At 63.7% G+C, this 22,627-nt stretch carries 22 protein-coding genes, 1 tRNA gene and 1 pseudogene; 13 read left to right on the forward strand and 11 right to left on the reverse strand.

Annotated features, from left to right (window positions below):
- Positions 1-32: 32 nt before the first annotated feature.
- Together IVA75_RS02830 and IVA75_RS02835 are read right to left on the reverse strand one after the other, a co-directional pair.
- The gene (locus tag IVA75_RS02830) at positions 33-416 is read right to left on the reverse strand and encodes a type II toxin-antitoxin system VapC family toxin (RefSeq protein WP_085351261.1); all 384 of its coding nucleotides are present in this window, start codon (positions 414-416) and stop codon (positions 33-35) included.
- On the reverse strand, positions 413-670 hold the full coding sequence (locus IVA75_RS02835) for a type II toxin-antitoxin system prevent-host-death family antitoxin (protein ID WP_247287065.1): 258 nt from the start codon (positions 668-670) through the stop codon (positions 413-415). Before IVA75_RS02835 ends, IVA75_RS02830 begins: the two co-directional genes overlap by 4 nt.
- Positions 671-1,014: 344 nt before the next feature.
- On the opposite strand from IVA75_RS02835, the gene IVA75_RS02840 reads away from it, so the two are divergent.
- The 7 genes from IVA75_RS02840 to IVA75_RS02870 all read left to right on the forward strand — a co-directional run bounded on the left by IVA75_RS02840 (position 1,015) and on the right by IVA75_RS02870 (position 8,008).
- A complete protein-coding gene (locus IVA75_RS02840) occupies positions 1,015-2,406 on the forward strand; it encodes an MFS transporter (protein ID WP_247287064.1) in 1,392 nt (463 codons plus the stop codon).
- A 122-nt stretch (positions 2,407-2,528) separates the two neighbouring features.
- Complete coding sequence (locus tag IVA75_RS02845; RefSeq protein ID WP_247287062.1) at positions 2,529-3,377, forward strand: 3-keto-5-aminohexanoate cleavage protein; 849 nt, start codon at positions 2,529-2,531, stop codon at positions 3,375-3,377.
- Positions 3,378-3,491: 114 nt separating this feature from the next.
- The gene (locus IVA75_RS02850) at positions 3,492-4,697 is read left to right on the forward strand and encodes an MFS transporter (RefSeq protein WP_247287060.1); all 1,206 of its coding nucleotides are present in this window, start codon (positions 3,492-3,494) and stop codon (positions 4,695-4,697) included.
- Between the two features lie 170 nt (positions 4,698-4,867).
- A complete protein-coding gene (locus tag IVA75_RS02855) occupies positions 4,868-6,097 on the forward strand; it encodes a CaiB/BaiF CoA-transferase family protein (RefSeq protein ID WP_247287059.1) in 1,230 nt (409 codons plus the stop codon).
- A 200-nt stretch (positions 6,098-6,297) separates the two neighbouring features.
- On the forward strand, positions 6,298-7,176 hold the full coding sequence (locus IVA75_RS02860; protein ID WP_247287058.1) for a 3-keto-5-aminohexanoate cleavage protein: 879 nt from the start codon (positions 6,298-6,300) through the stop codon (positions 7,174-7,176).
- 103 nt (positions 7,177-7,279) lie between these two features.
- Positions 7,280-7,495 carry a hypothetical protein gene (locus IVA75_RS02865; protein ID WP_007602925.1) on the forward strand — a complete coding sequence of 72 codons (216 nt, stop codon included), beginning with the start codon at positions 7,280-7,282 and terminating at the stop codon, positions 7,493-7,495.
- 120 nt (positions 7,496-7,615) lie between these two features.
- The gene (locus tag IVA75_RS02870; RefSeq protein ID WP_247287057.1) at positions 7,616-8,008 is read left to right on the forward strand and encodes a RidA family protein; all 393 of its coding nucleotides are present in this window, start codon (positions 7,616-7,618) and stop codon (positions 8,006-8,008) included.
- A 2-nt stretch (positions 8,009-8,010) separates the two neighbouring features.
- Here IVA75_RS02870 and IVA75_RS02875 read toward each other — a convergent pair whose 3' ends face one another.
- Positions 8,011-8,673 carry a TetR/AcrR family transcriptional regulator gene (locus tag IVA75_RS02875; protein WP_247287056.1) on the reverse strand — a complete coding sequence of 221 codons (663 nt, stop codon included), beginning with the start codon at positions 8,671-8,673 and terminating at the stop codon, positions 8,011-8,013.
- A 220-nt stretch (positions 8,674-8,893) separates the two neighbouring features.
- On the opposite strand from IVA75_RS02875, the gene IVA75_RS02880 reads away from it, so the two are divergent.
- The 3 genes and pseudogenes from IVA75_RS02880 to IVA75_RS02890 all read left to right on the forward strand — a co-directional run bounded on the left by IVA75_RS02880 (position 8,894) and on the right by IVA75_RS02890 (position 12,038).
- Positions 8,894-10,129: an acyl-CoA dehydrogenase family protein gene (locus IVA75_RS02880; protein ID WP_018460217.1), complete on the forward strand. Its 1,236-nt coding sequence runs from the start codon at positions 8,894-8,896 to the stop codon at positions 10,127-10,129.
- A 132-nt stretch (positions 10,130-10,261) separates the two neighbouring features.
- Entirely contained in the window at positions 10,262-11,320 is a 1,059-nt protein-coding gene (locus tag IVA75_RS02885; RefSeq protein ID WP_247287055.1) for a phosphotransferase family protein, read from the forward strand.
- Positions 11,321-11,410: 90 nt separating this feature from the next.
- Positions 11,411-12,038 (forward strand): annotated as a pseudogene (locus IVA75_RS02890) (LysE family translocator).
- Between the two features lie 139 nt (positions 12,039-12,177).
- On the opposite strand, the gene argE reads toward IVA75_RS02890, so the two are convergent.
- Entirely contained in the window at positions 12,178-13,350 is a 1,173-nt protein-coding gene (gene argE, locus IVA75_RS02895) for an acetylornithine deacetylase (RefSeq protein ID WP_247287054.1), read from the reverse strand.
- 396 nt (positions 13,351-13,746) lie between these two features.
- Positions 13,747-14,532: an SDR family oxidoreductase gene (locus IVA75_RS02900; RefSeq protein WP_247287053.1), complete on the reverse strand. Its 786-nt coding sequence runs from the start codon at positions 14,530-14,532 to the stop codon at positions 13,747-13,749.
- Between the two features lie 134 nt (positions 14,533-14,666).
- Here IVA75_RS02900 and IVA75_RS02905 point away from each other — a divergent pair, with 134 nt between their 5' ends.
- Positions 14,667-15,365 (forward strand): histidine phosphatase family protein, encoded by a 699-nt coding sequence (locus IVA75_RS02905; protein WP_247287052.1) that lies wholly within the window; start codon positions 14,667-14,669, stop codon positions 15,363-15,365.
- A gap of 67 nt (positions 15,366-15,432) precedes the next feature.
- On the forward strand, positions 15,433-16,200 hold the full coding sequence (locus tag IVA75_RS02910) for an SDR family oxidoreductase (RefSeq protein ID WP_027567516.1): 768 nt from the start codon (positions 15,433-15,435) through the stop codon (positions 16,198-16,200).
- A gap of 166 nt (positions 16,201-16,366) precedes the next feature.
- On the opposite strand, the gene IVA75_RS02915 is transcribed toward IVA75_RS02910, so the two are convergent.
- Positions 16,367-17,599, reverse strand: coding sequence for a serine hydrolase domain-containing protein (locus IVA75_RS02915; RefSeq protein ID WP_247287051.1), 1,233 nt, complete (start codon positions 17,597-17,599; stop codon positions 16,367-16,369).
- Between the two features lie 162 nt (positions 17,600-17,761).
- Here IVA75_RS02915 and IVA75_RS02920 point away from each other — a divergent pair.
- Positions 17,762-17,837, forward strand: a tRNA-Trp gene (locus IVA75_RS02920).
- A 73-nt stretch (positions 17,838-17,910) separates the two neighbouring features.
- Here the strand turns inward: IVA75_RS02920 and IVA75_RS02925 are convergent.
- From IVA75_RS02925 to IVA75_RS02945, 5 genes are read right to left on the reverse strand one after another with little or no spacing between them, the layout of a single operon-like run.
- The gene (locus tag IVA75_RS02925) at positions 17,911-18,945 is read right to left on the reverse strand and encodes a Gfo/Idh/MocA family oxidoreductase (RefSeq protein WP_247287050.1); all 1,035 of its coding nucleotides are present in this window, start codon (positions 18,943-18,945) and stop codon (positions 17,911-17,913) included.
- 3 nt (positions 18,946-18,948) lie between these two features.
- Positions 18,949-20,154, reverse strand: a complete 1,206-nt coding sequence (locus IVA75_RS02930; protein WP_247287049.1) for a class I SAM-dependent methyltransferase — start codon at positions 20,152-20,154, stop codon at positions 18,949-18,951.
- A complete protein-coding gene (locus tag IVA75_RS02935; protein WP_247287048.1) occupies positions 20,147-21,364 on the reverse strand; it encodes a class I SAM-dependent methyltransferase in 1,218 nt (405 codons plus the stop codon). Before IVA75_RS02935 ends, IVA75_RS02930 begins: the two co-directional genes overlap by 8 nt.
- A complete protein-coding gene (locus tag IVA75_RS02940; protein WP_247287047.1) occupies positions 21,361-21,978 on the reverse strand; it encodes a WbuC family cupin fold metalloprotein in 618 nt (205 codons plus the stop codon). Before IVA75_RS02940 ends, IVA75_RS02935 begins: the two co-directional genes overlap by 4 nt.
- Positions 21,956-22,621, reverse strand: coding sequence for a class I SAM-dependent methyltransferase (locus tag IVA75_RS02945; protein WP_247287046.1), 666 nt, complete (start codon positions 22,619-22,621; stop codon positions 21,956-21,958). The genes IVA75_RS02940 and IVA75_RS02945 overlap by 23 nt, the downstream gene beginning before the upstream one ends.
- Positions 22,622-22,627: the final 6 nt, after the last annotated feature.

Below are 22,627 nucleotides of genomic sequence, written 5' to 3' on the forward strand. Positions count from 1 at the left end.
GGCCGGTAAGTCGCCGCACCGGCGGTCGTCGACTACGCCGCCGCAACGATATCCGTCTTGGCAAAGTCGTCGCCGACATAAAGAAGTGCGCAGCCATGCTCCTTGGCGACATCGTAGGCGAAGCAGTCACCAAAGTTGAGACCGGCAGGACGAATGCCTTTGCCCCAACGCGAGTAGATTTGCGCCACGCGTTCGGCCGAAGCTTGGGTCACCGAGATCACGTTCAAACCGAGATCGTTGATCAGCTTGTTCATCTCTTCGTCGACGCCCCGCCGTGCCGCGACGATCAGGCTTTCTGCAACGGAGGCCGCCGAGATCAGGATTTCGTCGGCGGTGTCCAGCGCGGTGATGCAAGCATCGGCTTGCGGTTCGTCAAGCACAATCGCCATCAGTGCGGAGGTATCGACCGCGATCATTCCGGCAGTCCGTCATCGCTGAAAAGAAAGTCCTGACTGCGTGCGGCGCTCGGTCCGGGAATAGCCTTGGCCCCGCCGGTCCTTCGTGCCGCCTCGAGCAGGGTCCGGCGGGCGGCGCGGTCCGGCGGAAGCTTGACCGGGACGAGCCGCACCGCCGGATGTCCATGCCGCGTCAGGATCACCTCGTCGCCGGCCTCTGCGCGGCGGACAAGATCGGTCAATTGTCCTTTTGCGTCGGTAACGGAGACCCGCATCTCATTGTCCTTCCTCAATTTCCATAAAATGGACCATGCAATGGTCCAATGTCAACCACCTCCCACCAGCCATCGTCGGACGCGATCTCGCGGCCGTCTCGGCATGAGCCTGCCGGCGGTGTTCGCCGGGACGTGGGCTCTCGCACAAATAACATCATGTTAGGTTTGTCGAATAACTGGGTAATTGTGTTAGCCCGGCGATAGCCTATCGTCGCCACCAAGCAGACACCTATCGGCAGTGACAAGCGCTCGCGAAACTCCGCAGAGCGGCCGGGGAGGGGTGCCCAATTTTGAGCGAAGCCCGTCAACGGGACGTCAGCAAAACCCAAGGGAGGAATCTTGAGATGACCGCGATCCATCAGATGAGTCAGTCCAGGAAAGCCGCTGCCAGCGGCTGGATCGGGTCGGCTCTCGAATATTATGACTTCTTCATCTACGCGACCGCCGCGTCACTGATCTTCCCGCAAATCTTCTTCCCGTCGGAGAATCCCACCGTCGCGATCGTGGCCTCGCTGGCGACTTATGGCGTCGGGTATGTGGCCCGGCCGATTGGCGCGTTCGTGCTCGGACACTGGGGCGACACCCATGGCCGCAAGACGGTTCTCATCGTCTGCATGTTTCTGATGGGCATCTCGACGATGGCCGTGGGTATCCTGCCGACCTACCAGCAGGTTGGCATCCTGGCGCCAATTTTGCTCGTTTTTCTGCGCCTCGTGCAGGGATTTGCCGTTGCCGGCGAAATCTCAGGCGCAAGCTCGATGATCTTGGAGCACGCGCCGTTCGGTCGGCGAGGCTTCTATGCCAGCTTCGCGCTTCAGGGGGTGCAGGCCGGACAGATCCTCGCCGCAGCAATCTTCCTGCCCTTGGCGGCCTATATGCCGACCGAGGCCTTCAACAGCTGGGGCTGGCGGATTCCCTTCCTGCTCAGCTTCTTCGTCATCGTCGCGGGCTACATCATCCGTCGCGAAGTCGACGAGACCCCTGCCTTTGCCCGCGAGGGCGAACGGGGAGAAACGCCGCGCGCGCCCATCGTCCAGGCCATCAAGCTGAGCTGGCGCGACATGCTCAGGGTCATCTGCATGGCGCTGATGAATGTCATTCCTGTCGTTGCGACCATCTTCGGCGCGGCCTATGCGGTGCAGCCGGCCTACGGGATCGGTTTTGCCAAGGACGTCTATCTCTGGATCCCCGTGCTCGGAAACATGCTGGCGGTGTTCGTCATTCCCTTCGTCGGCAATCTCTCCGACAAGGTCGGCCGCAAGCCTCCGATCATCGTAGGCGCGCTTCTCTCCGGCTTGCTCGCCTTTTGCTATCTCTATGCCATCAGCATCAGGAATGTGCCGCTGGCAATCTTGGTGTCGCTGCTGATGTGGGGCGTAGTTTATCAGGGCTACAACGCGATCTTCCCGAGCTTTTACCCGGAGCTGTTTCCGACCCGCACCCGCGTCTCGGCGATGGCGATATCGCAGAACATCGGAACCACCATCACCGCATTGCTTCCCGCCCTGTTTGCGACCGTCGCGCCTCCCGGCTCGACAAACATCCCGTTAACGGTGGGGGCGATTGCCTTCGCTATCACGGTCATCGCCGCGCTGGCGGCCCTGACCGCGCGGGAAACCTATCGGATCAGGATCGACGATCTCGGCAATCCCAATGCCGTTCCGATGCCGCGGGCAGATTATGACCGCCAGCGGGCCGGCGATGCAGTGAGCGGGGCTGCCACGGTTCGGACCTGACGGTATGGTAGAGGCAACTGCCGCCGCGATCGATGATGTTCGCGGCGGCAGGGCCTCACTGCATAGTCAGGCTGCCGATTCGAATTTGGTGCGCGTGAGCGCAATCAATATGAGGTTGCAAGATGAACCCCGTCGTCGTCGCTGTCGCCATCACCGGCTCCGTTCCGCGCAAGAAGGACAATCCGGCGGTCCCGATCCTGCCGTCCGAACAGATCGAGTCGACGCACCAGGCCTTCGAAGCCGGTGCCACGCTCGCCCACATCCATGTCCGCAACGACGACGAGACGCCGTCCTCCGATCCCGAGCGTTTCGCCGTGGTGCAGGAGGGGATCAGGAAGCACTGTCCTGACATGATCGTTCAGTTCTCGACCGGCGGGCGGGGCCGCGATCCCTCGGCGCGCGGATCGTCGCTCTACCTGAAGCCGGACATGGCCTCGCTGTCCACGGGATCGGTGAACTTTCCGACCATCGTCTACGAGAACAGCGCCGCGCTGGTGGAGACTCTCGCCACCGGCATGAAGGCGAATGGCATCCGGCCGGAAATTGAGATCTTCGATCTGTCGCATCTGCACGGGGCCCGCCGCTTGATCGAGGCCGGGCTGATCGACGCGCGTCCGCACGTGCAGTTCGTCATGGGCGTCAAGAACGCCATGCCCGCGGACGAGCATGTCCTCGACATTCTGCTGGGAGAGCTCAGGCGGCTGATCCCGAAGGCGACGTGGACGGCAGCCGGGATCGGACGCCACCAGGCCGAGGTCATGGGCTGGGCGCTGGCGCGGGGCTCCGATGCGGTCCGCACCGGACTCGAGGACAATATCAGGATCGACAAGGCGCGCCTCGCCGCCAGCAACGCCGAGCTCGTGACCATCGCTGGTGAGGCTGTCGCGCGCCACGGCCGGCGCGTGGCGACTGCGGCCGAGGCGCGATCCCTGCTCGGGATCGCGGGGCAGGGAGCTCCTGCCGCCTCCTGACATGCTCCCGGCCGCCTGCTGCCATTCGGCGGCCGGCGTTTCCCTGCACTGAGTCCGGGCGTAAGACTGGCGTCACCGGCGTGATCTGCGCCTGGCGGGCAGGCGACGGTTGAAATGCGGTTTCTGAAATCTGACAGCAGGCTCATCGGGGTCCTGCTGGTGCTCGCGGTCTCCCAGCTTGTTGGGTGGGGTACGATAGGTCTTCCCGCCATCGTCGGACGCGATCTCGCGGCCGATCTCGGCATGAGCTTGCCGGCGGTGTTCGCCGGGACGTCCGTGCTCTATGTGTCGATGGGACTGTGCGCGCCCTGGCTCGCCAAGTCGTTTGCACGGCACGGTGCACGAAAGGTGATGATCTCAGGCACGGTCCTGACCGTGCCGGGCTTCATACTGCTGTCCCTCGCGCGCGAGCCGATGCTGTATTTCGCCGCCTGGATCGTCCTCGGCATCGCCGGCAGCGCCACGCTGTCGACCGGCGCCTATATCATGCTGAACGAGGTCGCCGGGCGGCAGGCCAAGAACGCGATCGGCGCGCTGATGCTGGTGACTGGCTTGTCGAGCAGCATCTTCTGGCCGACGACGTCGTTCCTCAGCGGTCTGCTCGGCTGGCGCGGGACGTGCCTGGTCTATGCGGCCATGATGGTCGTCATCAACCTTCCGCTCTACGCGTTCCTCGCCCCGCGCCGGAAAATCGCCGCGGGTCGTGGTGGTGAGTCGGTGAAGTCTTTGCCGCCACCTGCGATTCCCAAGAGCACCTTCAGCCTCGTCGTTGCCGCGATCACGCTCAATGCCTTCGTCAATTTCGGCATCGGCGCCATCATGATCGAGTTGCTCCGGGCGGAGGGGCTTCCCCCGGCGCAGGCGCTTGCGTTCGGCTCGATGCTGGGCGTGATCCAGGTCAGCGCGCGCGGGCTCGATTTTCTCGGCGGAGGGCGGTGGGATGGAATCACGACCGGGCTCGTCGCCGGCACGGCGCTGCCGATCGCCATGCTGCTGCTGATGACGAGCGAGGGCGCGACCTGGGCGGTTGCGGCCTTCATCCTGCTCTACGGCGCCGGCAGCGGCGCGATGGCGGTGGCGCGGGCAACGATCCCGCTCGTGTTCTACGATCAGGCCGAGTTCGCCAAGGCGATGTCGATGATTGCGCTGCCGCTCAATCTCGCCTCCGCGGTCTCGCCGCCGCTCCTTGTCGGCCTGCTCACCCAGTTCGGTAGCCGCGGCGCGCTCGGTCTCACCTTCATCTGCTCCTGCGCCACGGTGCTGATCCTGGTCCTGCTCGGCCGCCGGCGGCCGCAGGTCGCTGCAGCGGCCGTGACCTGAGAATATTCGCGCTGCGGAAATTCATCGCGCGGGTGACCTGCGCCGGGCGGGTGGGAGGATAGCCGTATGCCCACAGTGCAGTGCTCGGACCGCCAAAATAGTGTATCCGCAGGGAGCGCGGCCCGCGATCTCGCCGCCGCGCCAATATCCAGTTCCCGGAGGAATTCGACATGTCGGCCCTGCCGCTCTCAGGCATCAAGATCCTTGACCTCACCCGCGTGCTTGCCGGGCCTCTGTCGGCCCAGATGCTGGGCGATTTGGGCGCGGAGGTGATCAAGATCGAGCGGCCGGGCACCGGTGACGACGCGCGCGCCTTCGGCCCGCCCTATCTGACCGACCCCGAGGGCAAGGCCAACAACAACAACTCGTTTTACCTCTGTGCCAACCGCAACAAGAAGTCGGTCACGGTCAACATCGCCAAGCCCGAGGGGCAGGCGATCATCCGCGAGCTCGCCAAGGACGTCGACGTTTTCATGGAGAACTACAAGGTCGGCGATCTCAAGCGCTACGGCCTCGACTACGAGACCATCAAGGCGATCAATCCCGGCATTATCTACTGCTCGGTGACCGGCTTCGGCCAGACCGGCCCTTATGCGCCGCGCGCCGGCTATGACGCCATCCTGCAGGCAATGGGCGGCCTGATGAGCGTCACCGGCCATATCGACGGCGAGCCCGGCGAGGGGCCGATGAAGGTCGGCCCCTCGATCGTCGACTACATGACCGGCATGAACACCTCGATCGGGATTCTCTCGGCGCTCTATCATCGCGACGTCAATGATGGCGTGGGACAGCACATCGACGTCTGCCTGTTCGACACCGTCATCGCGTCGTTGTCGCACTGGCTGCAGATCTATCTCGTCAACGGCAAGACGCCGCCGCGCCGCGGCACCTGGGGCAATGGCGGCATGCCGGCCGGCGTGTTCCGCTGCACCGACGGCGAATTGATGCTGGTGGTCGGAAATGACGGCCAGTTCCAACGCACCTGCGCCGTGCTCGGCGCGCCCGAGCTCGCGACCGACAAGCGCTTCGTCAAGAACAACGACCGCGTCGTGCACGGCAAGGAGATCATGGCGATCTTCGCCGGCCTGTTCCTGAAGCAGCCGGTGGCCTATTGGCTGGACAAGCTGGAGGAGGCCGGCGTGCCGTCAGGTCCGATCAACAATTTCGAGCAGGTGTTTTCCGATCCGCATGTCCAGTCGCGCGGCATGCGGGTGAAGGTCGATCATCCCTTCCAGCCCGATCTCTCGCTGATCCGCAACGCGCTGACGCTCTCGGAAACCCCGATCAAGGACTACCGCGCCCCGCCGCTGCTCGGTGAGCACACCCAGGAGGTGCTCGCCGGCAAGCTCGGCTATGATGCCGGCAAGATCGAGACGCTGAAGCAGCAGGGCATCATCTAGCGATTTCTTACCCTCGCCCCTTGTGGGAGAGGGTGGCTCGCCGCATAGCGGCGAGACGGGTGAGGTTCTGTCCGCGCGCGCCGTTGTGAGTTGAGTTCGTGGAGAGAACCCCTAATCCGGCTTCGCGCCAACTTCTCCCGCAAGGGGAGAAGGAAGAGGTCCGGGGCTCGTCGCGCGTTTTACGAAAAGGGACAGCACGCATGACCGCCACCAAAACCATCATCACCTGCGCGATCACGGGCAATCTGACAAAGCCCGAGCAGTCACCGCATCTGCCGATCACGCCCGAGCAGATCGCGACATCGGCGCTGGAAGCGGCCGAAGCCGGCGCCGCGATTGCCCATATCCATGTCCGCGATCCCGCAACGGGGCGGCCTTCGATGGAGATCGATCTCTATCGCGATGTGGTGGATCGCATTCGCGCCCGCAACACGTCTCTCGTCATCAACCTCACGACCGGTCCCGGCGGGCGCTTCGTGCCTTCGGTCGAAGACCCTCGCGTCGCCGCTGCAGGCACCACGCTGCTCCAGCCCGAAAAGCGCGTCGAGCATATCGAGCTGCTCAAGCCCGACATCTGCACGCTCGATCTCAACACCATGAATTCCGGTGGCGAGGTCGTGATCAACACCCCGCGCAGCGTCCGCATCATGGCCGAGCGGATGAAGGCGGCCGGCGTGCTGCCGGAAATCGAGCTGTTCGATTCCGGCGACTGCCATCTGGCCCGCGATCTCCTTGCCGACGGCACGCTGAAAGGACCGGGCCTGTTTTCGCTCGTGCTCGGCGTCAAATACGGCTTCTCCGCAACGCCCGAGACGATGTTCTATGCCCGCAGCCTGTTGCCGCCGGGCGCGATCTGGTCCGGCTTCGGTATCGGCCGCGCTGAATTCCCGATGGTGGCGCAAGCCTATTTGCTCGGCGGCCACGTCCGCGTCGGCATGGAGGACAATCTCTATATGTCCAAGGGCGTGCTGGCGAAGACTAATGCCGAGCTGGTCGGGCGTGCCGCCGGCATCGTCAAGAGCCTGGGTGCGAGCGTCGCGACCGCCAACGAGGCGCGCGCGATGCTCGGGCTTGCCTGAGGCTTGCGGGCCATCCCCAGATAATCCCGGTCCGTACTCACACAGGCTTCCGCTCCGCGCGCGACTCAGATTCGATCCTTCCACTCAGTCCGGGAGGGAACGCATGTCCTACACGATCGGGTTTCAGGCCAAGAACCAGAAGGCAATTCTGGCGACCGAGGCGGCAACGGCCAACCAGGCCGTCGCGATCGTTGCCGCGTTGCGGCAAAGCGCCGACGAAATAAAGTTCATCCGCTCGCCGCAGGAAGGCGACATGGGCATCGAGATGCTGCTGCTGCTCGCCAAGGAAGAGGCCGAGGAGATGCCGCAGCACGCCTAGGCGGGCTCGGCGACACACTTCGGTCGAAAGCGAAGCATGACGGCTGCGCTATGATGTAGCAAGCCGTCATCTCGCTTGAACCGAAGGTGGCCGCCCATGAATCTCGAAGTGAAACCCGCAATGAAACGCGAAGCGCTCCGCGTCGAACCGATCTCGACATTCCTTGACCGCCGGAACGCCCCGGTCTCGCCGGTCACGCGCGCCGGCCACATGATCTTCGTCGCCGGCCTGCCGCCGTTCGACCCTGACACGGGCGAGATCGCGGACGTGCCGATCGAACGGCAGAGCGAACTGATCATGGAGCAGATGAAGCTGTGCCTTCAGACGGCAGGCGCAAGCCTCGACAACGTCATGAAGTGCAACGTCTATTGCACCTCGACACAACACTTCGCCGCGTTCAACGCCGTCTATGCGCGCTATTTCCCGCACGATCCGCCGGCGCGGATCTTCGTCTGCACGCCGGAATGGTTCGGCCCCTTCGACGTCGAGATCGACTGCATCGCGATGATGTGAGGTTAGCGCGCCGCCACCTTTGGCGGCGCCTTCGCCTCTGTCCGTCCCGCCGTCAGCGCCATCGTCGCCACGCAGACGACGCGCGCGACCACGTCCTCGACGTCGTCGAGATCGCATTTGCCTTCCGATAATTTCGTCAGCCGCTCGCTCTCGCGGATGGTGTGGTGCGCCATGGCGAGCGCGAAATTCAGGCCCCAGTAGATATCGACGTCGCTGCGATCGGGCAGGGACCTTCGCATCGCGCCGGCGAATTTCCGCAAATGGTCGATCTCGCGGTTCTTGATGCGGCGGATCGGCGGCACGGATTCGATCGAGGCGCGGATCATGAAGCGCGCCGCGCTCGAGCGTTGGTTCTCGGGACCGAGGCAGCCGCGCAGCGTCGGACCGACCAGCGCATGCAGGATCACCTCGATCGGCGCGCGGCCGTCGCCTTGTTCTTCCGCCGCCTTCAATTCGCGCAAGCGCTCGCGGTTGGTGGCGATCGAGCGTGTCACGAACAGCTCCGCGATCAACTCGTCCTTCGAGCCGAAATGATAGTTCACCGCCGCGAGGTTGACATTGGCCTCCGCGACGATGTCGCGCAGCGTTACGTCGCCGAACCCCCGATCGGCGTAGAGCCGTTCGGCGGCGGCGAGAATGGCAGTCCGGGTATGATCGCTGGCCATGGGAGCCCCTCGGGGAGGGAGTTGCAATTCAAACAGTTGTATGAAACTATCGTTTGAAGGCCGGGAAAGTCAATCCGCAATCAGGAGTCGTTCGCAAACGCGCGAATTGGTTCCGGAGCCGCAAGCTGCGCATTCGCACTTGCGGGTCGCACTATGCGGGTGGACAGTCCGGCGCAAAACAAATTCGCCAAAACGAGTTGGCAAAGACGAGGAGCGTCCCATGGATTTCGATCTGTCGCCGAAGCAGAAGGAATGGCTCGACCGCGTGCAGTCCTTCATGGCCAAGCACGTGCGCCCGGCCGTGCCGGTCTATGATGAGCAGGATCGCAGCGGCGAGCGCTGGAAGGTGATCCCGGTGCTCGAGGATCTCAAGAAGAAGGCGAAGGCCGAAGGCCTCTGGAACATGTTCATGCCGCCCAACGAGCATGAGGATGACGAATTCCGCGGCGCGGGACTGACCAATCTCGAATACGCGCTGCTTTCCGAGCAGATGGGCCACATTTCCTGGGCTTCGGAAGTCTTCAACTGTTCCGCGCCCGACACCGGCAACATGGAAGTGTTCATGCGCTACGGCTCCAAGGAGCAGAAGCGCAAATGGTTGCGTCCGCTGATGGACGGCGAGATCCGCTCCGCCTTCCTGATGACGGAGCCGGCGGTGGCCTCGTCCGATGCCACCAACATCGAGACCAGCATCGTGAAGGACGGCGATCACTACGTCATCAACGGCCGCAAATGGTGGTCGTCCGGCGTCGGCGATCCCCGCTGCAAGATCGCGATCCTGATGGGCAAGACCGATTTCAAGGCGGCCAAGCACCAGCAGCAGTCGCAGATCCTGGTTCCGCTCGACACCCCCGGCATCAAGGTCGAGAAGATGCTGCCGGTGTTCGGCTTCGACGACGCGCCGCATGGCCACGCCCAGGTGCTGCTCGAGAATGTGCGGGTGCCGAAGGAAAACATCCTGCTCGGCGAAGGCCGCGGCTTCGAGATCGCGCAGGGCCGTCTCGGTCCCGGCCGTATCCATCACTGCATGCGCACCATCGGCAAGGCCGAGGAGGCGCTGGAGAAAATGGTGAAGCGGCTCACCTCGCGCACCGCCTTCGGCAAGCGGATCGTCGAGCATTCGGTGTGGGAGCAGCGCATCGGCGAGGCCCGCACCAACATCGAGATGACGCGGCTGTTGTGCCTCAAGGCAGCCGACATGATGGACAAGGTCGGCAACAAGACCGCGCAGGCCGAGATCGCCATGATCAAGGTCGCAGCCCCCAACATGGCGCTGAAGATCATCGACGAGGCGATCCAGGCCTTCGGCGGTGCAGGCGTCTCGGACGAAGCCGGCCTTGCCAAGGACTACGCCCACATCCGCACGCTCCGTCTCGCCGACGGCCCGGACGAGGTGCACAATCGCGCCATTGCCAGGCTCGAGGTTCGGAAGTATGCAAACTCTTCCAGTCATTAAGCGGGAGAGCATGCTGGCGCTCCCGATTTGAAGAAACGACAGGGCATGATCCGTGATCGGATGACCGCTTGACGCAAGTGCGCTGGGGGTTACCGATTAGGATCATGTCCGGACTGAAGAGGGAGCGTCATCGTGGCTGACGGCGTCAGGAAAGACGAGGAATTCTCGGGCACCAAACCAGTCGAGGAGCGTCATCGTATCGACGAGATGCGGCTCGAAGCCTGGATGCGCGACAACGTCGAAGGCTATCAGGGGCCGCTGGTCGTGCTCCAGTTCAAGGGTGGCCAGTCCAACCCGACCTACCGGCTCGACACGCCGAACCGCTCCTATGTGATGCGCAGAAAACCGTTCGGCAAATTGCTGCCGTCGGCGCATGCGGTCGATCGCGAATATCGGGTGATCGCGGCGCTGGGAAAGCAGGGCTTTCCGGTCGCGAAGGCCTACGCGCTGTGCCAGGACGACAGCATCATCGGTTCGGCGTTTTACATCATGTCGATGGAAGACGGCCGGGTGTTCTGGGATCCGACGCTGCCGAGCCAGACGCCGGAAGACCGTCGAAAGATCTTCACCAGCAAGATCGAGACCCTGGCCAAGCTCCATATGTTCGATCCCGTCGCGATCGGTCTTGGCGACTTCGGCAAGCCAGGCAATTATTTCGCGCGCCAGATCGACCGCTGGACCAAGCAGTACCGCGCGTCCGAGACCCAGACCATTCCGGAGTTCGAGAAGGTCGTCGAATGGCTGCCGAAGACCGTGCCGGAGCAGGCGCGCGTCTCCATCGTCCACGGCGACTATCGCCTCGACAACATGATTTTCCATGCGACGGAACCGCGCGTGCAGGCCGTGCTCGATTGGGAATTGTCGACGCTCGGCGATCCCATGGCCGACTTCACCTATCTGCTGATGCAGTGGGTGATGCCCGGCCTGGACGGCGCCGACCTCAAGGCGCTCAACATCCCGAGCGTGGAGGAAGCCGCGCAGATCTATTGCAACGTCACCAAGATGACGGTGCCTGACCTCAACTGGTATTTTGCTTACAACCTGTTCCGCCTCGCCGGCATCACGCAAGGCATCGCCGGCCGCGTCCGCGATGGCACCGCGGCGAATGCCAAGGCGCTGGAGTCAGCCAAGCGCACCGTACCGCTGTCGAAAGCGTCTTGGGAGTATGCGCAGAAGGCCGGCGCGGTTTAAGGACTCCGAAGGCGCTGCCGGCGGCCGCGCCTTTGCTTGCGTTCCTCTCGTGTCCGGGACACGGGACAGAACGACGAGAGAGCTGCTCGCATGATCGACCACACCACGCTCATCACCTACATCCTCATCGTCCTCGGCTTCGTCTTCCATTCCCGGACCGGCGACACTCCTCACCATGGCGCGCGCCGCGAGCTCAGGAACCAGGGTCGGCATCGCGACGGGAGCGGGAATTGCGGCTGGTGACGTGGTCCACACCACCATGGCAATCGTCGGCCTCTCTGCGATCATTGCAACGTCGGCGCTGCTGTTCAGCGTCGTCAAATACGCGGGCGCGGGCTTCCTGATCTATCTCGGCATTCGCGCCATGCTCGACAAGACGCCGATCGAGGTGAATGGCGGTGCGGCCGCGATCAGCGCAGCGCGGGCATTCCGGCAGGCCGTGCTGACCGAAGTGCTCAATCCGAAGACCGCGCTGTTCTTCCTCGCGTTCCTGCCGCAGTTCGTCCGTCCCGAGCATGGCTCGACGACGCGGCAGCTTGCGCTGCTCGGCGCTGTGTTCGTGTTGCTCGGCCTCCTCAGCACGGTGGTGTTCGCCGTCGGCGCCGGCCGCCTCGGCAATTTACTACGCCGCCATCCGGCCGTCGTGAAATGGCAGGGCAAGGTGGTCGGGACGATCTACTGCGCCGTCGGTGTGCGGCTGGCCTTGCAGGAGCGATGAGGCGCACCGCTCACGTGGGATACGCGCTGCCCCACATACTCCCGTCATTGCGAGGAGCTCTTGCGACGAAGCAATCCAGACTGCCCCCGCGGAACCATTCTGGATTGCTTCGCTTCGCTCGCAATGACGAGGAGAAGCCTTACCCCTTCACGCAATGCGCGATCAGCTTCTCCACGAAGCCGGCGCATTTCTCCAGCTCCGCCATTTCCACGAACTCGTCCGGCGTGTGCGCCTGCGCGATCGAGCCGGGGCCAATCACGACGGACGGGATATCGGCCATGCTGGCGAACAGGCTTGCCTCGGTGCCGAACGCGACCTTGGCGTGGTCGTTGCGCCCCGCGAGGCTCTTGGCCAGCGTGACGATTGTCGCATCGGCCGCGGTGTCGAGCGCGGGATAGTCGAGAATCTCCTCGAAATCGATGCCGCAGTCCGGATGCTGCTTCTTCATCGCTGGCTCGATCTTCGCCTTGGCCCAGGCGACGATCGCATCCGTCACCTCGCGCGACTCCGTAATGCCGATGCCGCGGCATTCGAAATCCACCGTACAAGCATCAGGGACGATGTTCAGCGCGGCGCCGCCATGGACGATGCTGGTGAGCAGCGTCGAGTGCGGAACGTCGTAGAGGCTGTCGGCCGCTCGCACGGCTGCGAGCGCCACGGCGCGACGGCGGATTTCGACGATCAGCTCGGCGGCGTATTCGATGGCGTTGACGCCCTCGGGCGCGATCGAGGAGTGGCGGGCGAGCCCCTTGAAGGTCGCGCGCACGCCGTGCTTGCCCTTGTGGCCGATGATGACCTTCATCTCGGTCGGCTCGCCGATGAAGGCGCCGAGTGGCTTGATCCGTTTCTTCGCGACCTCGCGCAGCATCGGCCGCACGCCGACGCAGCCGATCTCCTCGTCATAGGAGATCGCCAGATGGATCGGTGTCGCGAGCTTCGCTTCCAGCATCTCTGGCACCATGGCGAGGCACACCGCGACGAATCCCTTCATGTCGGTGGTGCCGCGGCCATAGAGCCTGCCGTCGCGCTCGATCAGCTTGAACGGATCGTGGCTCCAGTCCTGGCCGACCACGGGCACCACGTCGGTATGCCCCGACAGCACCAGGCCCGGGCAGTCCTCGGGTCCAATGGTGACCCATAGCGAGGCTTTCTGTCCGGTCTCGTCGACGATGCGCTCACCCTTGACGTCGAGCGTGGCGAGATAGCTCTCGATATGCGCGATCAGGGGCAGGTTGGAGCGATCGCTGATCGTGTCGAAGCCGACGAGGTCGGCGAGCAGCTTGCGAATACGGTCGGGTCTTGAGCTTGGCATTTTCACGTTCTTGTCAGGGGGATGGAAGCTGAAGTGCTTGCACGAACCATACCAATGTTGCGGGTGGTAGGGCAAACCAGCACAAATCCGGGCCTGCAACGCCTTGCGTTGCCGTCGAGCAAAACACGCGAGCCGTGGCCCAACGCGCGGCGGCGAAACTTTGCCGAAATTCGGAAGCGGCGTATGCCGTCTGGGTGAAACGACCAAAGCAAAGCTCGGGCGAACGAGCCGCGAGGATGCGAAGGTGCATCTGCGATCGAGAATGTGAATGGCAGCGTGACGCTGCCATCCAAAGATTCCGTCATTGCGAGCGCAGCGAAGCAATCCAGTCTGCCGCCGCGGAAAGATTCTGGATTGCTTCGCTGCGCTCGCAATGACGGTGCTGAAGCAGTTGCGCTAAACCGGCTTGCCCGTATACGGCATCGACGCCGTCAGTCCGCCGTCCACCGGGAACGCCTGGCCGTTGACATACGACGCCTCGTCGCTGGCCAGAAACAGTCCCATCGCGGCGAGCTCGTGCGGCTGGCCGGGACGCTTGAGTGGATTGAGCTGGCCGATCTTGTCGGCGGTGCCGCGCTCCTTGGCGCGGTCGAAGATCGGTTTGGTCATGCCGGTCTCGATCAGGCCCGGGCACACTGCGTTGATGCGCACACCGGTGCCGGTGAGCGAATACGCCGTGGTCTGCACCAGGGAGATGACGCCGGCCTTGCTCGCGGCATAGGGGTGACCGCTGGCGCCGGCCTTGAGGCCCGCGACGGATGCGGTCAGCACGATCGCACCGGACTGCTGCTTCACCATGTGCGGCATCGCATGCTTCACCGCGAGAAACGGCCCGATCAGATTGATGCGCAAAACCTCCTGCCATTGCTCGACGGTCTGCTCGCCGAGCGGGACGAGTCCGCCGGAGACGCCGGCATTGGCCCAGATCACGTCGAGGCGGCCGTGCGTCTTCACCGCGTTGTCGATCACGGCGATGACGTCCTTTTCGGAGCCGGCATCCGCCACCAACGCTTCCGCGACACCGCCGGCCTTCTTTACCTCGTCGACCGTCTCCTTCACCGCCTCGCTGCGATCGACCGCGATCAGGTTGGCGCCTTCTCTGGTGAACAGCAGCGCGGCCGCGCGGCCGATGCCGCTGCCGGCACCGGTGATGATGACGGATTTGCCTTGCAGACGGCCCATGCGGTTTCTCCCTTTGGTTGGCACGCGACGCTTGCCGCGCGACGGAATTTCAAACAAGATTTCAAACGGTAAAGTGTCTTGAGGCACGTTCACTACTGACGTACAGCGACATCAAACGGGATGGAAGGGTTTCGATGGCAGGTGCAGACAAGCCCAAAGTGGTCACGACACGCTGGTGGTGGGTCCGTCACGCGCCCGTGCGCAATGACGGCGGCAACATCTACGGTCAGTCCGATCTCGCTTGCGACACCAGCGATACCTACGTCTTCAATGCTGTTGCCAAGGTGCTGCCACGCAAGGCGGTCTGGTATTCGAGCAATCTGATGCGCACGCATCAGACTGCCGAAGCGATCTGGGCAGCGGGCTTCCCGAGGCCTGCATCGATGAAATGGGAAGCGGACCTCGCCGAACAAAATCTCGGCCGCTGGCAGGGCATGAACCGCGCCGAGTTCATCGCCAGCCGTCCCGTCGGCTCGAGCTGGTTTGCCGATATCAACGAGCCTGCGCCCGGCGGCGAAAGCTTCATGGATCTCTACAACCGTGCCCGCCGCACCATCGAGCGGATCAACAATGAGGCCGCCGGGCAGGACGTGATCGCGGTTGCACATGGTGGCACCATCAAGGCGGCGCTGGGCTTGGCGCTCGACAATCAGCCGGAGCGGGGGCTCGCGTTCGATATCGACAATTGCTCGGTGACGCGGCTCGACTATTTCGCAAGCCCCGAACGCGATGTCTGGCGGCTGCCGATGGTGAACCAGCAGCCGTGGATCGCGGACGACGCGCATGCGGCGATGCATCAACCCGCGGGACCGGAAGTCAAGAAGCTCGCCTGAGCAATTGCCCGGTCGCGCGGACGCGGCGTAAGCTTCAAGCAATCAAAACCTACTCTGGGAGAGACACATGACCTTGTTCGACATGAAGGGGAAAGTCGCCGTCATCACGGGCTCGACGCGCGGCATCGGGCTTGCGATCGCCGAGCGCATGGCCGAGCACGGCGCCAAGGTGGTGATCTCCTCGCGCAAGGCCGACGTTTGCGACCAGGTCGCCAAGGGCATCAACGACAAGTTCGGCAAGGGCACGGCGGTTGCGATCGCCGCCAACATCTCCTCGAAGGAAAACCTGCAAAACCTCATCGACGAGAGCAACCGCGCCTTCGGCAAGATCGACGTGCTGGTCTGCAACGCTGCGTCGAACCCGTATTACGGCCCGCTCGCCGGCATCTCCGACGATCAGTTCAGGAAGATCCTGGACAACAACATCGTCGCCAACAACTGGCTGATCTCGATGGTGGTGCCGCAGATGATCGAGCGCAAGGACGGCTCGATCATCATCGTCTCCTCGATCGGCGGCCTGAAAGGCTCGACCATCCTCGGCGCCTACGCGATCTCGAAAGCCGCAGACATGCAGCTCGCGCGCAATTTGGCCTGCGAATATGGCCCGCACAACATCCGCGTGAACTGCATCGCGCCGGGCCTGATCAAGACCGATTTCGCGAAAGCGTTGTGGGACAATCCGGAGAATTTGAAAGCCTCGACCGCGCGCTCGCCGCTGCTGCGCATCGGCGTCCCCGACGAGATCGCGGGCGCCGCGGTGTTCCTGGGCTCGCGGGCCGGCGACTTCATGACCGGCCAGACCATGGTGATCGACGGCGGCGCGACGATCAGCTGAGGCCCCAGTAGCTGTCATCGCCCGCAAAGGCGGGCGATCCAGTACTCCGCGGCCTTCGTTGCAGAACTCGCTCCCATGAGATCCGCCGCGGCGTACTGGATGCCCCGGTCAAGCCGGGGCATGACAGCGAAAATGTGGATGCAGCGCCGCGCGTAGCGGCGCCGTCTCAATCCACCGCCGCGTACACCAGATCCCGCACCAGCGTTCGCGTAAAATCGCGCTGTCCCGGGCCCTGGCTCATGAACACGACGAACAGATCCTCCTTCGGATCGATCCAGAAGAACGTCCCCGCAATGCCGCTCCAGAAAAACTGGCCGACGCTGCCGGGGAAGGGCGCGATGCCGGCATCGCGGCGCACCGCGAAGCCGAGGCCGAAACCATGGCCGGGTGACAGCAGAGTGCCGTTGGTCACGACGTGAGGTCCGAGATGATCGGAGGCCATCAGCTCCAGCGTCTTGCGGCCGATGATCCTGTTGCCGTCGAGCGTGCCGCCATTGCGCAGCATCAGCGCGAAACGGGCATAGTCCATGGTGGTCGAGACGAGGCCGCCGCCGCCGGACTCCATGATTGGCTGCTCGAGCATGTTGAACAGCGCGACCTTGTCGCCGGTCCAGGGATCGGCTGCGAACGGCTCGGCGAGCCGGCCGGCATTGGCCTCCGCTGTCGCAAAGCCGGTCTCGGCCATCTGCAAGGGCGTAAGAATGCGCTCAGCGAGGTACGCGCCGAGCGACTTGCCGCTGACCACCTCGATGATGCGGCCGAGGATGTCGGTGGAGCGGCTGTAGTTGAACTCGTCGCCGGGATGGCAGACCAGGGGGAAGCTCGCCACCAAGGCGGCGTGCTCGGCATTGGTGATCTTGCGGCTGCGCACCCGCGAGTCCTGGTAGATTTTGTGCACGGGGCCGTCGCCCTGGTGCTCGTAAGTTAGCCCGGAGGTGTGGCGGAGCAGGTCCTGCACCGTCATCGGGCGCTTTGGCGGAACCAGTTCCAGCTTGCCGCCGCTGACCACGCCGACCTTTTGGTTGGCGAACTCCGGGATGAATTTCGCGACGGGGTCGGCAAGGAGCAGGTGGCCGTCCTCGACCAGCGTCATGATGCCGACCGACACGATCGGCTTGGTCATCGAGAAGATGCGGAAGATCGAATCATGCGCCATCGGCGCTGCACCTGTCGGGCTCTGTCTGCCGAGCGCCTCGAACCAGCCGACCTGACCGTGCCGTGCCACCAGCACGGTGACGCCGGGCACGGTTCCCTTGTCGATCTCGCGCTTGAAGGCGTCCGACATGGCTTGGAGGCGAGGGCGCGACAGCCCGAGCGTCTCGGGGCGGGATTCCGGCAGCGGAGGGGTCTTCGGCGCAGTCGAGGGGCGAGGGGCTGTCGCGGACGCTTGGGCAGTCATGGGCACTCCCGGTGCTTATTATTGTTCGGAGCGGACTGTGGCCCAGAAGGCGCGGCACAAACAAGCGAAGCCAGCGCGCTTCACCCTTGCAATCCGGCCTTGCAATCCGGCCGCCCCCTGTGCTTCAAAGCGGCCTGATCCGGGCGACAACGCAGGGTCCGTAGGAGTGTAGCTCAATTGGTAGAGCACCGGTCTCCAAAACCGGGGGTCGCAGGTTCGAGCCCTGCCACTCCTGCCAGCGAAATCAAACACTTAGCTGGAACGTGGGCGATCAGCCATCGCCCGGATATTGCCGCCGGACGGCGTGAAACCTAGCGACCGACCCGCGCTTTCCAGATCGCCTCCGCAAGGGCGATGTCGGCCACGGAATCCTCGCCGGACGCCAACGGCGTCCTCTGTTCCACGATATCAGCGACGAATGCATCGGCCTGACGCCGAAACGCCCAGCTCGTGTCGCGCGGCAATTGCGTGCGTTGTCCTTGCTGATCGAGGATGACCTCCGCCTCCTGCTCGGCAAAAGGCGGGGGCAATTCGATGGTCAGCGTGCCCCGCTCGAATTCGATGCTCAGCCCCTCGCGCCAGACGCCTTCGGGTTCATTCGCGAGTTGCAGCGCGCAGGCGACGCCGTCGAAGTCGAGTGTCACGGTCGCCGCGCCCGAGGTCTCGACGGTGCTTTCCGCAACTGTCGGTGACGATCCGAGCACGTAGCGCGCGAGATTGATGATATGGCTGAACACGTTCAGAAAATTGTCGTAGCCGGGTCGCATCGCGCCCGGCATCCAGTCGGGGCCGTCCTGCCAGAGCTCGAGCCCGTCCGGCCGCACTTCGCCGGTCATGACGAAATTGTCCTGCGACCGGCCCGTGCTGCCACCGAAGCACCAGCCTCGCGCGCCAACAATGCGTCCAAGCGACCGATCCGCTCGCAGGCGCGCCAACTCGGCCATCGCGCGCGCCACCCCGGCATCATGACGCTTCATGTAGCCGATGCTGTAGACGAGGTTGTACCGCCGCGCCGCCTCGGTCAGTGAAACGGCCTGAGCCGTGGTGTAGGCCATCGGCTTTTCCGAGAGCACATGGCGACCGCTGTTCAATGCATCCAGCACGATCGGGCCGGTGGCGCGACGCTTCGTCACGACGACGACGGCCAACACCTCGCTATCCGCCAGCAATTCCCGGTGCGTACCGTAAACCCGGGCGATGTCGAATTTCTGCGCCGCTGCGGCGGCGAGATCAGGCCGCAGATCCGCAATCGCGACAACGCGGCAGGTGGGGTTGGCGGCGAAATTGGCGAGGTGGCACATCTGACCGACCATGCCCGTTCCGATGATGCCAATGCCTGGCCTCACTTGCTAGGACCCCTCGAAGCGTTTCCGGAGAACGAGGAAATGCGCCGGCTGTCCCCAGGTGTTGATGAACGCCTGGTCGGATTGGGTGAGGGCTATGACTGTGGACGCATCCCGTCGCCCGATCGCGCCAAAGATACGGTGGAAACTGTCGAGGGTCGCAATGATGGCGTCGATGTCGGACGCATCGTCGGCGAGAACATCTGTCGCCGGAATCGTCTCGCGCAGTGACGCGAGGCTCGCGATCGCACGGGGCAGGCTGTCGCCGAAGGGATCGTCGATCATCGCATCGACATCGGCAACCAGTGTCTCGATCGAAGCCGAGATCGCGTCGACCGCTTCGGTCTTGCCGGCCAGATAGAGCTTCCGTCCGCCGAGAAAGCTCAGACGACTGCGGCCGAGGTGGCGCGTCGCGCGCCGCAGCTTCTCATCGTCGGACAGGATCTTCTTGTGCCAGTAGACGTCCAGGCCGTCGCGATAGGCGGGCCACGCCGAATGGATATCGAATCCCTGTTCGTGCGCCGCCGTGCACAAGGCGCCCGCGTCGAGGAAGTAGCGGTGCCGGACGAACGGATTTTCGAGCACGTCCATCAGCCAGGATTCGAAGCTGCGCGTGTGCGGAATGCTGTTCCATTTCGCGTCGAACAGCAGCTTCGCCGTTTCGAGTCCGGGACGGCCCGTCAGCACCTTGCCGGCCGCATGAATCGCCTTGAGCGCGAGCTCGAAGAAGCCGCCGTAGCGCTCGTAGTAGGAAACGACGGCGTAACCGTCCGGATTGAGCAGCCGGTGAAAGATGCCGAGCCAATTTTCAGTCGGCTGCACCGTGTAGATGAATCCCTCGGCATCGATGATGTCGAAACGGCGATCGCTGTGAAATCCTTCGACGTCGAACGATAGGAGTTCGCGGAGACGTTGGGCCTGGTTGAAATGCGCGAAGTAAGCCTGGATTTTCGCGTGCGCATGCCGGTTCGGCTCGGCGAGCGTCATGTTTGCGCCCCAGCCGGCGAACACCAGCGCGTTCTCGCCGGAATCGGGGCCGAATTCGAGCACGTCTGCGTCGCGGAACAGCCGCGGCGGCAGCACCAGCTTGTCGGAAAACAACTCACGCCGCAGGCCGGCATAGGCTTCGAGTTCGGCGGCGGATTTGAAATTGCCGAACGTCGGCAGGACGTCCTGACGTTCGTAATAGTTGAAGAGCTTGTCCTCAGCCATGCCGCGACCCTGCGGCGGCCTCAAGGCGATCGAGCTCGCTCCAGATGTCCGATGGCGCGAAGATCGAAACGATGTGGAGCGGACGCTTCACGTTTTCGCGCAGCCGGCTGCCGACCTTGTCTTCGTTCTCCTGGTTCACGGCCAGAAGACAAACGAGCGGCTCCGACTTCCCGGCGAGGTCCTCCGGCGGGCGGATCGGAATGCCGGTGCCGGGCAGGAACAAGCCTTGGCGCTCCTTCTGGTCGTCGACCGAGAGGTCGATGAGATCCGCGAGCTCATGGGCATTGGTGAAGGTGCAGGCGCGGCAGCCGGCGCCGTAGATGGCGATCTCGGCGCCGTTGGCGCGGGCCTTGGCGAGGATCGGGCGAAGACGCGCGCCGTACTCCCTGGCGCGCCGACCGAATTTCTCGCCGACGCCGGACGGCGCGGGTGGGGCCGTAACGTCGCGCGTCGTACGTCGCGCTGCGATCGCGAGGCTGCCGCCGCTGAAATTGTACTTCTTCACCGAGACCGCTTCGAAGCCCTGGCGCGCCAGCAGCGCGAGCAGCGTCGGCTCGGTGAAGTAGCTGACGTGCTCCTCCCACAGGACCGAGAGGTCGCCCGCGGTCGAGCCGGGCGCGAAATCAGGCACGTCGATGAACAGCAGACCGTCGTCGCGCAGCGCGATTTTCACGCAGTCAAAAAAATTATTGAAATCGACGATGTGTTCGAGCACCTGTCGTGAGACGACGAGGTCGAACTTGCCGGCCTCCGCGACCGCGTCGTGACACAGCGCCGGGCTGATCATGTCGGCATAGACCTTGATGCCGCGCTCGCGGGCGATCTTGCCCGACACCGGGTTGGGCTCGACGCCCACCAAAATCTTCGCACCGCGTTCGCGAAGCCTGTCCATGAACAGGCCGTCATTGCATCCGATCTCGAACACGGATTGGTGGGCCGAGAATTTGGCGATGGTATCGAGTTCGTCGACCTGGTGCGGCTCCGGCTTCCAGCTGCTGAAATTGTAGTTGAACTGCCGGTACAGAATGTCGGGATCGATTGGCTTGACGATCTGGGGCAGGCCGCATTCGCCGCAGGCGAACACCTCGAACGGATACCGTTCCTCCTGTTCGTCGCGGCTGTGCCGAAGCCGATGCGCAATCGGCATCTGTCCGAGGTCGATGACCGGGCGCAAATTGGTCGAGTGGCAGAGGCGGCAATGATCAGTCATCGAATAGGAACCTCTGCTGGATTGGCTCGTGAAGCATGGCGATGGGCCAGATGCTCCGCGGCGAGCGCACCGGTCCTAGTGACATAGACCTGCACTTCCGCGGCATCGCCGCCATCCGGTGCCCAGTCGGGAAATGCCGTGCGGGAGGGATCGAACGGACCGGCGGTGGTTTCGTGAAACACCAGCCACTCCGAGGTGATCAGGATCGAGTGAAAAACCTGCTCGGGCATCCGGTAATAGCAAAGCGCGCCCCGGCCGTACGGCGCCATCTCGAGCACGTCGCGAATGCGGCCGTCGTCCTCGAAGATCACGACCTGCGCAGTGCCTTCGATCAGGTGAAACGATTCAGGTTTGCCAAAATGCTTGTGAGGCCGCACATAGGCCTCGCGGTGATGCACGATCAGCATCTCGTGCAGGCCGGACGAAGGATCGGGATGCGTGCACAGCCGGCTGCGCAGACGCGGATTGCCTGCGGCGATGCGCTTCAGCTCCGCGATCGTGGCGTCGTCCGCCGTGACGATGGCGTCGTCCGAATAATACACTTCGGGATTTTGCGCCCGCAACGAGGCCGGCCGGCGCAGGCCCGTTGCTTCATTCGAAGAAGATGAACCCATGGTCGCCCCGGTAGCCGCATTTGTCGTAGATCCAGGCCCACGTCTCCGGACCATGGAAACTCAGGCAGGTGAGCTGCCAGTAGAGCAGGTTCGCCTTCTCGCGCTCGTTGCGGAACGATTCCACCATCAGATATTTCGAGGCGCCGCGCCCCACGCGCTCGATCTCCGACACTGCTCGGAAGACGTCCTCGAGCGGAAGATTGTGGAGCACGCCGAGCGACACCACGAGATCGAAGCTGTGGTCGGGGTAGGGGAGCTCGACGGCGCTGCCGACCTTTAATTGCGGCCGCACCTCCTCCTTGGCGTTGGCGATGCCATAGTCGGAGATGTCGATGCCGGCGATGGTGAGGTCGGGGACGAGCTGAGTGAATTCGTAGAGCAAATAGCCCTTGCCGCAGCCGACATCGAGCACGCTCATCCCGGGTTTGATGCCATAGTGGTCGATCAGGGTCTGGGCGAGCGGGCGCCAGCGTCCGTCGTAGCGGTAGCCGCCGTAGCCATAACGGCGGTCGCCGTCCCAGTAGTCGTGTCCCCATTGCCGAGCGACAGTGGCGGATTCCGCCTTGTCGTGCTCGACGACCCGCTGAACGTAGTTCCGCTTGGTCGATGCGTGCATCGGCTGGAGCAGGTTGATCTCGGCCATTGTCCT

The sequence above is a fragment of the Bradyrhizobium sp. 134 genome, from assembly GCF_023074155.1.
Classification (GTDB): Bacteria; Pseudomonadota; Alphaproteobacteria; order Rhizobiales; family Xanthobacteraceae; genus Bradyrhizobium.

Bases quoted from the DNA above. Each gene is read 5' to 3' on its own strand.
- IVA75_RS02830 (WP_085351261.1), bottom strand. From the start codon at position 416: ATGATCGCGGTCGATACCTCCGCACTGATGGCGATTGTGCTTGACGAA.
- IVA75_RS02835 (WP_247287065.1), bottom strand. From the start codon at position 670: ATGCGGGTCTCCGTTACCGACGCAAAAGGACAATTGACCGATCTTGTC.
- IVA75_RS02840 (WP_247287064.1), top strand. From the start codon at position 1,015: ATGACCGCGATCCATCAGATGAGTCAGTCCAGGAAAGCCGCTGCCAGC.
- IVA75_RS02845 (WP_247287062.1), top strand. From the start codon at position 2,529: ATGAACCCCGTCGTCGTCGCTGTCGCCATCACCGGCTCCGTTCCGCGC.
- IVA75_RS02850 (WP_247287060.1), top strand. From the start codon at position 3,492: ATGCGGTTTCTGAAATCTGACAGCAGGCTCATCGGGGTCCTGCTGGTG.
- IVA75_RS02855 (WP_247287059.1), top strand. From the start codon at position 4,868: ATGTCGGCCCTGCCGCTCTCAGGCATCAAGATCCTTGACCTCACCCGC.
- IVA75_RS02860 (WP_247287058.1), top strand. From the start codon at position 6,298: ATGACCGCCACCAAAACCATCATCACCTGCGCGATCACGGGCAATCTG.
- IVA75_RS02865 (WP_007602925.1), top strand. From the start codon at position 7,280: ATGTCCTACACGATCGGGTTTCAGGCCAAGAACCAGAAGGCAATTCTG.
- IVA75_RS02870 (WP_247287057.1), top strand. From the start codon at position 7,616: ATGAAACGCGAAGCGCTCCGCGTCGAACCGATCTCGACATTCCTTGAC.
- IVA75_RS02875 (WP_247287056.1), bottom strand. From the start codon at position 8,673: ATGGCCAGCGATCATACCCGGACTGCCATTCTCGCCGCCGCCGAACGG.
- IVA75_RS02880 (WP_018460217.1), top strand. From the start codon at position 8,894: ATGGATTTCGATCTGTCGCCGAAGCAGAAGGAATGGCTCGACCGCGTG.
- argE (WP_247287054.1), bottom strand. From the start codon at position 13,350: ATGCCAAGCTCAAGACCCGACCGTATTCGCAAGCTGCTCGCCGACCTC.
- IVA75_RS02900 (WP_247287053.1), bottom strand. From the start codon at position 14,532: ATGGGCCGTCTGCAAGGCAAATCCGTCATCATCACCGGTGCCGGCAGC.
- IVA75_RS02905 (WP_247287052.1), top strand. From the start codon at position 14,667: ATGGCAGGTGCAGACAAGCCCAAAGTGGTCACGACACGCTGGTGGTGG.
- IVA75_RS02910 (WP_027567516.1), top strand. From the start codon at position 15,433: ATGACCTTGTTCGACATGAAGGGGAAAGTCGCCGTCATCACGGGCTCG.
- IVA75_RS02915 (WP_247287051.1), bottom strand. From the start codon at position 17,599: ATGACTGCCCAAGCGTCCGCGACAGCCCCTCGCCCCTCGACTGCGCCG.
- IVA75_RS02930 (WP_247287049.1), bottom strand. From the start codon at position 20,154: ATGGCTGAGGACAAGCTCTTCAACTATTACGAACGTCAGGACGTCCTG.
- IVA75_RS02935 (WP_247287048.1), bottom strand. From the start codon at position 21,364: ATGACTGATCATTGCCGCCTCTGCCACTCGACCAATTTGCGCCCGGTC.
- IVA75_RS02940 (WP_247287047.1), bottom strand. From the start codon at position 21,978: ATGGGTTCATCTTCTTCGAATGAAGCAACGGGCCTGCGCCGGCCGGCC.
- IVA75_RS02945 (WP_247287046.1), bottom strand. From the start codon at position 22,621: ATGGCCGAGATCAACCTGCTCCAGCCGATGCACGCATCGACCAAGCGG.